The sequence below is a fragment of the Citrobacter sp. wls826 genome, assembly GCF_005281245.1.
GTDB classification, from domain to species: Bacteria; Pseudomonadota; Gammaproteobacteria; order Enterobacterales; family Enterobacteriaceae; genus Citrobacter; species Citrobacter braakii.
The window spans coordinates 42,309-55,197 of record NZ_SZWS01000061.1 but is presented as its reverse complement, the minus strand read 5'-3'; the positions used below and the strand labels follow the sequence as shown (position 1 = coordinate 55,197).

General features: G+C 48.7%; 15 protein-coding genes, 3 tRNA genes and 1 pseudogene. 5 read left to right on the top strand and 14 right to left on the bottom strand.

The genetic code is table 11. The features are described 5' to 3' along the window. Window positions 1-62: 62 nt before the first annotated feature. Window positions 63-1,205, bottom strand: a complete 1,143-nt coding sequence (locus FDW87_RS17740; RefSeq protein ID WP_137380025.1) for a transglutaminase-like domain-containing protein — start codon at window positions 1,203-1,205, stop codon at window positions 63-65. Between the two features lie 206 nt (window positions 1,206-1,411). Beyond that, window positions 1,412-1,882: an SRPBCC family protein gene (locus FDW87_RS17735; protein WP_137380024.1), complete on the bottom strand. Its 471-nt coding sequence runs from the start codon at window positions 1,880-1,882 to the stop codon at window positions 1,412-1,414. A gap of 396 nt (window positions 1,883-2,278) precedes the next feature. On the opposite strand from FDW87_RS17735, the gene FDW87_RS17725 reads away from it, so the two are divergent. After that, window positions 2,279-2,620 carry a hypothetical protein gene (locus tag FDW87_RS17725; protein ID WP_049269067.1) on the top strand — a complete coding sequence of 114 codons (342 nt, stop codon included), beginning with the start codon at window positions 2,279-2,281 and terminating at the stop codon, window positions 2,618-2,620. A gap of 333 nt (window positions 2,621-2,953) precedes the next feature. Here FDW87_RS17725 and FDW87_RS17720 read toward each other — a convergent pair whose 3' ends face one another. From FDW87_RS17720 to FDW87_RS17705, 4 genes are all read right to left on the bottom strand, one after another. Next, a complete protein-coding gene (locus FDW87_RS17720; protein ID WP_016156828.1) occupies window positions 2,954-3,535 on the bottom strand; it encodes a YrbL family protein in 582 nt (193 codons plus the stop codon). A 281-nt stretch (window positions 3,536-3,816) separates the two neighbouring features. Continuing rightward, window positions 3,817-4,242: a glutaredoxin-dependent arsenate reductase gene (gene arsC, locus FDW87_RS17715; protein WP_019077061.1), complete on the bottom strand. Its 426-nt coding sequence runs from the start codon at window positions 4,240-4,242 to the stop codon at window positions 3,817-3,819. A 12-nt stretch (window positions 4,243-4,254) separates the two neighbouring features. Beyond that, window positions 4,255-5,544 carry an arsenic transporter gene (locus FDW87_RS17710; protein WP_049269066.1) on the bottom strand — a complete coding sequence of 430 codons (1,290 nt, stop codon included), beginning with the start codon at window positions 5,542-5,544 and terminating at the stop codon, window positions 4,255-4,257. A 44-nt stretch (window positions 5,545-5,588) separates the two neighbouring features. After that, complete coding sequence (locus FDW87_RS17705; protein ID WP_016153468.1) at window positions 5,589-5,909, bottom strand: transcriptional regulator; 321 nt, start codon at window positions 5,907-5,909, stop codon at window positions 5,589-5,591. Between the two features lie 86 nt (window positions 5,910-5,995). Between FDW87_RS17705 and arsH the strand changes: the two genes are divergently transcribed. Next, window positions 5,996-6,694: an arsenical resistance protein ArsH gene (arsH, locus tag FDW87_RS17700; RefSeq protein WP_016153469.1), complete on the top strand. Its 699-nt coding sequence runs from the start codon at window positions 5,996-5,998 to the stop codon at window positions 6,692-6,694. Window positions 6,695-6,752: 58 nt separating this feature from the next. Here arsH and FDW87_RS21215 read toward each other — a convergent pair. Continuing rightward, window positions 6,753-6,887 (bottom strand): annotated as a pseudogene (locus FDW87_RS21215) (IS30 family transposase); the annotation flags it as partial. 131 nt (window positions 6,888-7,018) lie between these two features. Here FDW87_RS21215 and FDW87_RS21090 point away from each other — a divergent pair. After that, on the top strand, window positions 7,019-7,189 hold the full coding sequence (locus FDW87_RS21090; protein WP_162835200.1) for a YnfU family zinc-binding protein: 171 nt from the start codon (window positions 7,019-7,021) through the stop codon (window positions 7,187-7,189). A gap of 394 nt (window positions 7,190-7,583) precedes the next feature. Here the strand turns inward: FDW87_RS21090 and cspA are convergent, their stop codons facing one another. Beyond that, window positions 7,584-7,799: an RNA chaperone/antiterminator CspA gene (cspA, locus tag FDW87_RS17695; RefSeq protein ID WP_016153470.1), complete on the bottom strand. Its 216-nt coding sequence runs from the start codon at window positions 7,797-7,799 to the stop codon at window positions 7,584-7,586. A gap of 297 nt (window positions 7,800-8,096) precedes the next feature. Here cspA and cspF point away from each other — a divergent pair, with 297 nt between their 5' ends. Then, on the top strand, window positions 8,097-8,309 hold the full coding sequence (gene cspF / locus FDW87_RS17690; protein WP_137380023.1) for a cold shock-like protein CspF: 213 nt from the start codon (window positions 8,097-8,099) through the stop codon (window positions 8,307-8,309). Window positions 8,310-8,702: 393 nt separating this feature from the next. Here the strand turns inward: cspF and FDW87_RS17685 are convergent. The 6 genes from FDW87_RS17685 to uvrY all read right to left on the bottom strand — a co-directional run bounded on the left by FDW87_RS17685 (window position 8,703) and on the right by uvrY (window position 12,243). Next, window positions 8,703-8,789 (bottom strand) — tRNA-Leu (locus FDW87_RS17685). Between the two features lie 12 nt (window positions 8,790-8,801). Then, window positions 8,802-8,875: transfer RNA gene (locus tag FDW87_RS17680), tRNA-Cys, on the bottom strand. A gap of 51 nt (window positions 8,876-8,926) precedes the next feature. Next, window positions 8,927-9,002, bottom strand: a tRNA-Gly gene (locus FDW87_RS17675). Between the two features lie 151 nt (window positions 9,003-9,153). Continuing rightward, complete coding sequence (gene pgsA, locus FDW87_RS17670) at window positions 9,154-9,702, bottom strand: CDP-diacylglycerol--glycerol-3-phosphate 3-phosphatidyltransferase (RefSeq protein ID WP_016153472.1); 549 nt, start codon at window positions 9,700-9,702, stop codon at window positions 9,154-9,156. Between the two features lie 55 nt (window positions 9,703-9,757). Then, window positions 9,758-11,590, bottom strand: coding sequence for an excinuclease ABC subunit UvrC (gene uvrC, locus FDW87_RS17665; RefSeq protein ID WP_016153473.1), 1,833 nt, complete (start codon window positions 11,588-11,590; stop codon window positions 9,758-9,760). Next, on the bottom strand, window positions 11,587-12,243 hold the full coding sequence (uvrY, locus tag FDW87_RS17660; RefSeq protein ID WP_006684079.1) for a UvrY/SirA/GacA family response regulator transcription factor: 657 nt from the start codon (window positions 12,241-12,243) through the stop codon (window positions 11,587-11,589). The genes uvrC and uvrY overlap by 4 nt, the downstream gene beginning before the upstream one ends. A 458-nt stretch (window positions 12,244-12,701) precedes the next feature. Here uvrY and FDW87_RS17655 point away from each other — a divergent pair. Beyond that, window positions 12,702-12,889 (top strand): DUF2594 family protein (locus tag FDW87_RS17655; protein WP_137380046.1); only part of this gene is annotated, 188 nt, incomplete at its 3' end.

The following is a 12,889-nucleotide window of genomic DNA, read 5'->3' as shown; positions in this document are numbered from 1 at the left end:
CACAGCATAAGCCAGCGGTGACGGCGGCCGCAGCAGCCGTCAACAGGGTAAGCCCCGCACCTTTAGCGTTGTTCTGTGGCGACATAGCTGTAGGAAAACACTTTAGGATCATAGAAATTGATCGGGTCGCCATCGACTTCAGCGTAAGGATAACCAAAGTTATTCATGGCCCCCTGCTCCGTTGCCGGATACAACTCGAAATCACGTCCGTAGTTGAATCCAACCCAGTTCATTTCCCAGTTACCAAACAGGTAAGCGTTAACCGCCTGGACATCGGCATCCTGATGCGTTTTTTTCTCTGCCAGACGCATTTTGGTCACATCAGCAGGATCGCACGGTAACCAACCGTAACCTGCCAGATAGAACTCAGCACGGCAGTGTTGACCGCCGCTCACATTGGCAACGCCTGCACTGTCGGCTGTGCCAAAAGCACTTTTCGAGTAACGTTCGAGCTTATTGGCCTTGCCCAGACGGATGCCAAACAGTTCGCGCGCCGGAATACCGCTGGCTCGCGCCAGAGCAACAAAAACGGAACTCATGTCGGTGCATTTTCCTTTGAGCTTACCGCTTTTTAATATCTCCGCCACATCCCCCGTGCCGCAGCCAATAACGTCGTTGTCACGCTCCATATGGCTGCTGACCCATTCGTAAATCAGGCGCGCTTTTTTCAGCGGATCCTGCTCATTACCGGTGATTTTACGCGCGGTTTCCAGGACCAATCCATCAACTGGAGTATGTGCCGTCGGCAACAGATACGGTTTTACATCCAGCGGATAAATAATCTGCTCAGGTGCCTGCCAGTTTTTCAGCGCGTCCTGCTTCAGCGGTTCCCAGTCGGCGGTTTCAATGCCGATATCAACGTTAACCAACAATTCACCCTGCGAGTCAGCCCAGGTGGCAAACAGCGTTTTCGCGCCATAGGTATTATTGGTGGTGACGTACGCCTGCTTATAGTTTCCGCTAAAGGCAAGCGCCGTCATTTGTTGAAACGCGGTATCCACCGGTAGCGGGATCCACAGTTTCACCACGCCGCTCGATCCCTTAGGAGGATTAAGTTTATACGTTTGAGATAAGACAAAGCGTCGACGAGCTATTGGCGCAACGGATGGCTCAGCGGCACGTACCGTCTGGCTAATGACTGCAGGGCCGACTAATCCGGCGGCGGAAAGGAGAACGCTATTTTTGAGAAACTGACGACGTTGCATTGCTGTCTGTCCAGGTTGTAAGAGTTGAGCTACGGCTAAAGGGGAAACCGTACGCGATCATCACAGCAGACAGAGGCAGGCATAAAAAGGCGAGTCGATGGAGATTATTCATCAATAACAGACCTGTTAACTGTGAATGAAGTGAGAAACTGCAAGGTCGCTATTAAGCCATTTACAGCCAAAAAAGTACAGCAGCGGAGATACGTTCAGACTATATACACAGTCGTTGCCAGTTTGCGGGCTAACCCTCTTGCCCCCTCGCGCATGACCGTATTGTGATTCCAGCGAAATACAGGTGCTGCCAGCGGGGCGAGATAATTCATCCAGCGGATCGTGGTACGCACATGCCAGTCATATCTGACAATAGTCGCTGTACCATTGGGAGTAAAAGACCATACCCCTCGCCCTTCCACCGCGCCGCTGGCTTGTCCTTCAAGCAATGTGCAAGGCCGTATTTTCAACACATTGATATCAAAGGTTAAGCGATAAGGAAGCGCCCCTTTCCAGGTATAACGATGCAACGCCCCAATACCCCGTAAATCCCCTTTCCTTATCTCAACGATGCGTTCCAGACTTCCCCACCATTCAGGCCACCTGTCCGGATGGGAAAAAACATCCCATACCTCCTGAACTGAAGCCTCAACCCGCCAGATTGTGGAAAACTGATAGTCAGCCATAGTGCAGGCTCCCTCAAGGCGTGAAAAAATTGACGGGGAAACGGGTGTTAATAACCATAGCATCCAGAAGAACAGTTTCTAATCGCTGCCCATCTGGCGCATAGCTGATCACTTTGGCAGGGAGTCCGTGATTATTATCCAGCCAGATGTCGTAGCGGTGAACGCAACTCGCGGAGAAAATGAGACGCGCATAACCGCCCCCTGTATCGGTACTATCTGCAAACTGGAGTCATCAGCTGTCGACTGTTTTTATTATAGTTCTTAATTGTGCGCCACTCTTCTCCCGGCCCCTCAGACTCCGTACAGGCAACAGGCTTAAATTGTTTATTTTCTATTCAGATGAGATGACGACATAAGACTATACTTTAATAACCATACTTTTAATGGGCATTAATCATGAAACTGCCACCGGTATTGTCATGCGCCGTCCTCGTATTGCTGCTGGCGTCATCGTCTGCCGCAGCCAGCGCGTTACAAAACCAGGCCGCAAGAGAGCAAGAGTTAAGCGCGGCACTTCTTGCAGGAAATGGCGTCATCATCATTGGCGGGACGGATGATTTCGCTTTCACATTCAGGGCACGTAACCGAATCCACAGACATTTGGCGATTCAGGATGGCATAGGCGATCCCATCATGATGAATGGTTTTCAGGACCACAACTATAATCCCGCCCGGGATGGCTTTATCAACAACCCAGCCCGGGGAAGGTTTATGTTTAATGCACCGATTCGTCGATAGATTGATTGGCAATGGGGAGTGTGTAGCGGGCGGCTTAACGTATCTGGCAGGCTTACTTGACGCAAAATACCTATGGTTCGTCAAAAGCCGGCACAAAAAAACCACCCGTAGGTGGTTTCGCGACACTGCTTATTGCTTTGATTGTTCTATTCTTTCCCATGGTACCGGTGTGGGATTTGCCCCCACACAGCACGAACGCCGAGCAGTTCAGGATATTTTTCAAGAAGTTAATATGTAACTTACTTCTGCGTAAACACCTTTGTTAATCAGGTATGCGGGATCGGAAGTCCGGCAACAGAAAACTGATGATTCGATTATTTTTAACCTGCGTGGTTAAGCTTGTTGCAGACCGTTCAAATCGTTAAGCATCCGCTTGAGACATTTGATTTTATTCTTATCGCGAACTGATTGCGAAAGCTTACTGAGTTGAAAAAACGTTTTGTCACCAAACCCGTCAATGACTTTGAAGCGATAATCCTGACGCTCGCTATCCCAGGCATAAACAATGTTTTTACAATGCAGGGAGTTAATAATGACTTTGGTGCTGACAAACCATGCTAAAAAAGCATTCAGCTTCTGCAATTTGCTGTCATCGAGTTCTTTTTTGAGAGCAAGCTGATAAAGAGTTTGAGCAAGGTTGCCATGCTCATCGCACTCCTTCACAGTGATCTGCCCTAGACCTTTATTTGTTTCAACAAGACCTTCGATCTTTTGCATATAAAGAGAGTCTGTTTGATGGCCAGGCTTGCATTCTTTGAGGTCCCGGAAGACTTCCCGTAACTTGCTTTTATAGTTCGCAATATCTGAAATAACGATTTTGATCAGCAGGTTACTATCCTGTGGATGCTGAAAGACGTAACGATCGTTACCTCGTGCAAGTAAGTCTTCATCTGTCAATACAAGCTCTTGTTTCATGATAGTTTTTGACTCTTACCCTAAGGGAAATGAAATTGCCTCAACTGACCTGCATCGGTAAGTTCTGCTAATCAAAAACTATTATGTATATATTTATTTCAATAATTGATAAACGAAATGCATTCGGAGTGAGACAAATGTCTCTTCAGGCAAGTGGGCAGGCTAATGAACCTGTTTTGATCCCCCGCAAATACGCTTCTCCAGTCGTGAACGAGGGTTATCAGCAAAGAGCAGGCACCGGTATGAAGTCAACAGGCACCCGATAATATTAAGCGGAAAGATTACTTAACCCGTTTCCCCGTTTCGTCAATGACCTTTTCGCCATCCTCTTTGGTAAAAGAGCCTTTCTGACCTTCAGGTAAAATATCCAGCACAATTTCTGAGGGACGACAAAGACGCGTGCCAAGCGGCGTCACTACAATCGGCCGATTAATCAGGATCGGATGCTGAATCATAAAATCGATCAACTGCTCATCAGAAAACTTATCTTCATCAAGACCAAGCTGCTCATAAGGTTCAACGTTCTTCCGCAGCAATGCGCGTACTGAAATGCCCATATCTGAAATCAGTTTGGTCAGTTCATCACGAGTCGGGGGCGTATCGAGATAATAAATAATAGTTGGTTCGTTACCGCTGTTACGGATCATCTCCAGCGTGTTACGTGAGGTGCCGCAGGCCGGGTTGTGATAGATGGTAATGTTGCTCATATCAATATCTCATTACAAAGTGACAGAGAGCCGCCACGCCAGCGCGGCCAGAGTGACGAATAGCACGGGCAGAGTCATGATAATGCCGGTGCGGAAGTAATATCCCCAGGTGATGGTCATATTTTTCTGTGCCAACACATGAAGCCACAGCAGAGTTGCCAGACTGCCTATCGGGGTGATTTTAGGCCCTAAATCGCAGCCAATCACATTGGCATAAATCATCGCCTCTTTGACGACGCCGGTCGCAGCACTCCCGTCAATGGACAATGCACCAATCAGCACCGTCGGCATATTGTTCATCACAGACGACAGGAAGGCAGTCAGGAAGCCGGTACCGAACGTGGCAGCCCATAAACCTTTGTCTGCCAGCATATTGAGTACAGCAGAAAGATACTCGGTGAGTCCTGCATTACGCAGGCCGTAGACGACCATATACATACCCAGCGAGAAAATCACGATCTGCCAGGGCGCCCCGCGCAGCACTTTCCCGGTATTAATAGCGTGGCCACGCTTGGCTACCACGAACAGCACCGCAGCCCCAACTGCTGCTATCGCGCTTACAGGGATCCCCAGCGGCTCCAGAACAAAGAAACCGACCAGCAGGAACAGCAGAACAATCCAGCCCGCACTGAACGTCGCCGGATCTTTAATCGCACTGGCGGGCATCTTGAGCAGTGAAACGTCATATCTGGCCGGGATGTCGCGGCGGAAGAAGAGATGGAGCATGACCAGCGTGGCAGCAATGGCCGCCAGGTTCACAGGGACCATTACGGAGGCATACTGTGTAAAGCCCAGGCCGAAGAAATCCGCCGAGACAATATTGACCAGGTTAGAGACAATCAGCGGCAGGCTGGCAGTATCTGCGATAAATCCTGCAGCCATGACAAAGGCCAGCGTCGTCGCCTGGCTGAACCCCAGGGCGAGTAGCATCGCAATCACAATCGGCGTCAGTATCAGTGCTGCACCGTCGTTAGCAAACAGCGCAGCAACAGCAGCGCCAAGCAGTATTATCCAGGTAAACAGCAGGCGACCACGCCCGTTACCCCAGCGGGAGACATGCAGCGCGGCCCATTCAAAGAAACCGGACTCATCGAGCAGCAGGCTGATGATAATCACCGCGATGAATGCCGCTGTTGCGTTCCAGACGATATTCCAGACTACGGGAATATCATCAATGTGGATGACCCCCGTCCCCAGTGCCAGTAAGGCTCCGATACTTGCGCTCCAGCCAATGCTGAGACCTCTGGGCTGCCAGATGACCAGGACCAGCGTCAGTATAAAAATACTCCCTGCCAAAAGCATTTTAGATTCCTTTATATATGATTATGCGTATGTAAAAAATTCTCTCAACAGGATGTGCAGGCTGATTTTTTCAGCCATTCACCCACATCTTTCCTCAGACACTGCCAGGACGTCGTGATCGTCTCAGCGGCCCACGCAGGCATGTGGGGAGACAGACGGTAGTGAATCCATTTGCCTTCCCGGCGGTCAAGCACCAGTTCCGCTTCTCGCAGAATAGCCATGTGGCGAGAAATTTTAGGCTGTGATTCAGAGGTCGCCGCGCATATATCGCACACGCACAGTTCGCCGGATTCCCGGAGAAGCATAACAATGGCGAGACGGGTTTCATCCGACAGGATTTTAAAAAGCTGAACAGGCTGTAGCATTTTTTACTCCGTTCCCTTTAGAACACATATATGATAAATCATATGTGTTGAATTTGAAATCACAGAACCTCCCGGAGGAGTAAAAAATGGAACACTTTCCTGCACTGAATGCTGATTGCTTCGATCAGCAGATTGCTGAACGCCTGCAGCTCCAGGAGCCGCCACGCATACTGATCCTGTATGGCTCGGTAAGAGAGCGTTCTTACAGTCGTTTTGCCGCAGAAGAAGCGGGACGCCTGCTGACGGCGATGGGGGCGGAAGTAAGACTGTTTAATCCCTCAGGTTTACCCCTGCCGGATGATGCCCCAGATACGCACCCAAAAGTCACCGAGCTGCGCGAGCTAGTCAGATGGTGTGATGGGATGGTGTGGAGTTCCCCGGAGCGGCATGGGGCAATGAGTGCGGTGATGAAGGCACAGATCGACTGGATACCCTTAAGCGAAGGGGCCGTTCGCCCTTCACAGGGAAAAACACTGGCGGTGATGCAGGTCTGCGGCGGGTCTCAATCTTTTAACGCCGTGAACCAGATGCGTATCCTTGGGCGCTGGATGAGGATGTTCACGATCCCTAACCAGTCCTCAGTAGCCAAAGCCTGGCAAGAATTCGATGAGAACGGGCGAATGAAACCTTCGTCCTGGTATGATCGTATCGTCGATGTCGCCGAGGAGTTGTTTAAAATCACGCTGCTGCTCAAGGGGCAAACCGATTACCTTGCCGATCGCTACAGCGAACGAAAAGAGAGCCATCAGGAGCTTTCATCCCGCGTCAATCAGGCAAAAATATAGCGTCCTTTTTTACTGAGCTCACAAACGTCCGCTTTTTGCTGTGCGTTCAACCGCTGGATGCAACAATGTTAATTCTTTGCTGGCTGCGAACCGATAAGCCAGCTCCTTTTGGAAAATACTGTCTGAGCAATCTGTTCGTATTTTCATTAGAACCACGCAGCCAGGGAGATTGAGGATTACAGAAATAAATTTGGGAAGCCGCCCTTATCATCAGGCTCTTTGCGATACCTTTTCTTTATATTTACATATCTAAAACATCATAAAGTTAAGATTTTTTGGACAAATTAGGGTATGGTTGAAGTTCATCCACTCAAGGAAAAGCCTATGTCAGAACGTAAAGACTCTAAATCACGCCGCAACTATCTTGTCAAATGCACCTGCCCAAACTGTACCCAACAATCTGAACACAGTTTTTCAAGAGTACAAAAAGGTTCTCTTTTAATCTGTCCTCATTGCAATAAAGTATTCCAGACAAACCAAAAAGAAGCAGCCTGAATCCGTTTTAGACTCTATTTCTGGAACAGAATCACCACCTCTGTATTTTAAGATTTATCAAGCTACAGATAATAGAAAACCCGCTGGCTGCGGGTTTAGTATTTTCATATTTAAAAAATAAAAATTATGGCGATATCTGGGAAAAGCTATCCCCTTGCGTACGTTGCCGTGCAAAGCAAGCGGTTAGACTTTTCGTGCAGCGAACCTACACGTAATCACAATGGTCAGCATACTTTCTCATGCAAAAGAGAGATGAAATATGCTGACCGTTGCCCTGAATGCCGGATCAGTAACATTTCATCTCTACTGACCAAACAATACATCCATTGCTTCTGTCAGTATGTCTACTCAGGCTTTAGCCTTCTTCGTTATCGCATACAGACAAAAAAAGGATTTACTCTGTAATAACTACATTGCCAGCAACCGGACCTTTAGTACCATTCTCAATGGAGTAAGAGACTTTTTGCCCTTCAAACAAGGTGCGGAAATTATCGCTCTGGATAGCAGAAAAATGTACAAATAAATCTTTACTACCGTCAACAGGAGAAATAAAACCGAATCCCTTATCGGCATTAAACCATTTTACTAAACCATTCATCTTTTTTGACATTTTGTATTCCTTAATTTGGCCTTCCGGCGAATATGGTTTTATTACAGAAACTACTTAGTGCTTAGTGGGGAGACTCAAAGAAGGGATAAATATAAAACACCTGAAATGAGAACTGCTTTAGTAAACTACTTTGTATTTTGTCTGTTCTTCAAACCGACGCGACCATTAACGCACGGGCGTATATAATAATCAATGTTTATTTTAGCTATCCAGATCTCACGATAGCTGAAAAATATTTCTGGCATTATCCAGGGGTATGTGTATAGTGCAACACGTTATTAGCTTTAAGGAATTTTTTTGTCTCGTAAAATGACAGGAATTGTCAAAGCCTTTGACTGCAAGAGCGGTAAAGGCCTTATCTCCCCCTCCGATGGTCGCAAAGATGTACAGCTTCACATTTCAGCCTTAAGTCTCCGTGACTCAGAAGTACTCATCCCCGGATTACGCGTTGAGTTTTGTCGAATAAATGGTCTTGGAGGCCCCTCGGCTGCGAACGTTTATCTCTCATGACCCGTAGCCGCCCCTCCTGACTTCTGGAATCATAAAAGAGAATTTCAAAACAGGGAGAGTTTCATATGTATCAGAAAATCTATCTCAACGACTGGCTGACAGGCCTTAAGAGCTCATGCTGCACGCTGATAGTGACTCTGCTTGTTTTCATCTAACCTGTTAGTTCAAGGCCGGTAAGAGTTGCAATAGCGTTGGCGTATCTGTGTTGCGCCCGTCAGGGTGATATGCTTGCGTTACACCCCAAATGCCTTTAATGCACAAAGGATGAAAGCCAGGGGATTTCCGATCCTGAAGGTTCGCTGAGCGAGAAACGGGAAATTTCAGGCACAAAAAAACCACCCGTAGGTGGTTTCACGACACTGCTTATTGCTTTGATTATTCTTTTCTTTCCCATGGTACCCGGAGTGGGACTTGAACCCACACAGCGCGAACGCCGAGGGATTTTAAATCCCTTGTGTCTACCGATTCCACCATCCGGGCTCGGGAAGAAATTGGAGGCGCGTTCCGGAGTCGAACCGGACTAGACGGATTTGCAATCCGCTACATAACCGCTTTGCTAACGCGCCGAAATCTTCTGGCTTTTCAGCCGACATCCGCTATTGCCGATGTCTTTAATTTGGAGCGGGAAACGAGACTCGAACTCGCGACCCCGACCTTGGCAAGGTCGTGCTCTACCAACTGAGCTATTCCCGCATCACCAAGTAACTTTGTTAATCACTTGATTTTGTTATCGTCTGGCAATCAGTGCTGCCGTTCGATGCGTTGCATTCTACTTACCTGACGCAATGAGTCAACGATATTTTTCACCACTGACGATCGTTTGCTGAAATTTGCGCCGAAACGATCACTGTTCAAGCAAATCTCCCCACGCAGCGCTCAAATACTGGAACATTGACCACAACGTCAGTATCGCGGCGACGAAGAAAAGTGCGATCCCGGCGTACTCTACCCAAATATTTGGACGCCACAGCAGCCATGCGAGCGCGGCCATTTGCGAAGTGGTTTTCACTTTGCCGATCCAGGACACCGCCACACTGCTACGTTTACCCAGTTCAGCCATCCACTCACGCAGCGCGGAGATAATAATTTCACGCGCGATCATCGTGGCGGCAGGAAGCGTTACCCACCAGCTGTGATAGTGCTCGGTCACCAGCACCATCGCGATAGCCACCAGTACCTTATCAGCGACCGGATCGAGGAAGGCGCCAAAACGCGTGCTTTGGTTCCAGCGACGCGCCAGATAGCCGTCAAACCAGTCGGTGACCGCCGCAATACAGAAGATCAGCGCACAAACGAAGGGAGCCCAGGTGAATGGCAGATAAAAAGCCAATACAAAGAATGGGATCAGGATGACGCGAAACAGCGTGAGCAACGTAGGGATATTAAATTGCATATGACGGATAACTATCTGTTGTCAGTAAAATTACCCCTATGTTGCTACAGAGGGCCTAATGTTTCAACGAGTAGAAGATCTTTTCTGCCAGAGCTTGCGAAATACCCGGCACTTTTGCAATTTCTTCAATACTCGCGTTACGAAGACCTTGCAAACCGCCCATATATTTCAACAACATCTGCCGACGCTTCGGCCCGACACCTTCAATAGTCTCCAGCGTGCTGGTACTTTTCACCTTCGCCCGTTTTTTACGGTGCCCGCTAATTGCATGATCGTGAGATTCATCGCGGATATGCTGGATAACGTGCAATGCAGGCGAATCCGGCGGTAGGCTAAAGCCCTCACCTTCCGGCTCAAAGAACAGCGTTTCCAGGCCTGCTTTACGATCGGCCCCTTTTGCCACACCCAACAAAAGCGGGTGCTGTTTGTCCCAGGGAACGTCCAGCTCAGCAAACACGGCTTTCGCCTGCCCCAGTTGACCTTTCCCGCCGTCGATCAATATGACGTCCGGAATCTTGCTTTCTTCAATCGCCTTACCGTAGCGCCGACGGAGAACCTGATTCATTGCCGCATAATCATCACCCGGCGTAATACCCGTGATGTTATAGCGGCGATACTCGGCGCGCAGTGGTCCATTGGCATCGAATACCACGCAGGAGGCTACCGTCTGCTCGCCCATCGTGTGGCTGATATCAAAGCACTCCATGCGTTTCACTGCGGGTAACTTGAGTACTGATGCCAGCGCCGTCAGGCGTTGAGTAATGGTCGACTGCTGGGAAAGTTTTGTGGTTAACGCCACCGCCGCGTTGGTACGCGCCAGCTTCAGATACCGCGCGCGATCGCCTCGCGGTTTCGTCTGAACGTTGATCTTCCGCCCGGCCAGCTCAGACAGAGAGTCTGCCAGCAGGGTTTTATCGCTAAGATTAAAATCGAGCAGGATCTCACCGGGTAAGGTGCGCATCTGACTTCCCTGCAGATAAAACTGTCCGACAAAGGTTTCAACGACCTCGCCGAGTTCTGTTCCACCAGGGACTTTCGGGAAATAGCTACGACTGCCTAACACTTTACCCTGGCGAATAAACAGCACGTGCACACAGGCCATGCCGGCGTCAAACGCCACGCCGATGACGTCCAGATCGTCTCCGGTATTAGAGACAAACTGTTTTTCGGTCACGCGGCGTACGGCCTGAATTTGGTCACGAATGCGGGCAGCCTCTTCAAACTCGAGATTTTGGCTGGCCTTTTCCATCCGGGCGATCAGCTGCGTTAATACCTGATCGTCTTTCCCGGACAGGAACAGACGAACGTAATCAACCTGCTGCGCATACTCTTCCTCACTCACCAGACCCGCCACACACGGACCGAGGCAGCGGCCAATCTGATATTGCAGACAGGGCCGCGAGCGATTGCGATAAACACTATTTTCGCACTGACGAATAGGGAAGATTTTCTGCAGCAACGCCAGCGTTTCGCGTACGGCGTAGCCGTTAGGAAACGGTCCAAAGTACTCGCCTTTGGCATGCTTGGCCCCGCGATGCATTGCCAGGCGAGGATGGGTATCGCCGCTGAGGAAAATAAAAGGATAGGATTTATCGTCGCGCAGCAAAACGTTATAACGCGGCTGATACAGCTTGATGTAGTTGTGCTCAAGCAATAACGCCTCGGTTTCGGTGTGCGTTACCGTGACATCAATCTGCTGTATTTGCGCGACCAGTGCTTCGGTCTTACGCGATGCGAGGTTGCTACGGAAGTAGCTGGAAAGCCTTTTTTTCAGGTCTTTCGCTTTCCCGACGTAGATGACCGTCCCGGCGTCATCATACATACGATAAACGCCGGGCTGACTGGTCACGGTTTTCAGGAACGCTTTGGCATCAAACTGATCGGTCACTGGCTTGTTAATGTCTCCGCATTACACAGGCCATGGCGAATTGCCAGGTGAGTCAGCTCAACATCGCCGTGAATGTTTAATTTACTGAACATTCGATAGCGATAGCTGTTCACCGTTTTAGGACTAAGATTCAGTTGCTCTGAGATCTCATTGACCTTCTGACCTTTGGTGATCATCAGCATAATCTGCAACTCACGTTCAGACAAACTGGCAAACGGGGTTTCCGTTTTCTCAGGCTCAATCTGGCTAAGCGCCATCTGCTGAGCGATATCGGAGGCAATATAACGTTGGCCAGAATAAACCGAACGAATCGCACTCACGACCTCCTGGGGCGCAGCCCCCTTACTGAGATAGCCCGCGGCTCCCGCCTGCATGACTTTTGCAGGTAACGGGTTTTCGGTATGGACAGTCAGCATGATCACTTTAATGTCAGCCGTTGAACGCGCAATTTTACGCGTTGCCTCAAGGCCACCAATACCGGGCATATTCATGTCCATCAGCACAACGTCAACGGAATTTGAGCGGCACCATTTTACCGCATCTTCACCGCAGCACGCCTCACCGACAACTTTAATGCCTTTTATATCTTCAAGAATGCGTCGTATCCCTGCGCGCACCAGTTCGTGGTCATCAACAAGAAAAACGTTGATCAAAGGAATATCTCCAGAATAGGGATAACGCTACCGATAGTTAATCGGTCCTATGTTAACGGGTTTTATCTCAACTTTGAAATGTAAAAATCGCCGTCTTTCGATTTTGCTCTCGTTTTTGGAAATTAGAAGGTACGACGAGTGGAAACTTTCTCTTATGGCAACCTTTTGCCACGGTTATATCTGCATAGCTGTTTCAGAATAGTGACAAAAAATTCATATTCGTCCGTTGAATGCAAAATAGGCAGCTAAAGTTGTAACAATAATTAACGAGTAAAATACTCGAAATAAACAACAGATGGAGAAAATATATGCAGTGCAACATGTTGTTTATTTTAATGTCCGCGGCTTATGTTTGCACAGAAAACAACCGCTGATATTTTTAGCCTCGCTTATGGTATACTCCGGCGCCTTAAGATTTGACATCGCACTTTTTCATTGAAACATAACGAGGAAAATAAATGAGTACGCCTGACTTTTCCACTGCTGAGAATAACCAGGAACTGGCCAATGAAGTCACCTGCCTGAAAGCCATGTTAACGCTGATGCTGCAGGCAATGGGCCAAGCCGATGCAGGACGCGTGATTCTTAAAATGGAAAAACAGATCGCGCTGATTGAAGATCAATCACAGGCTGCGGTATTTTCCAG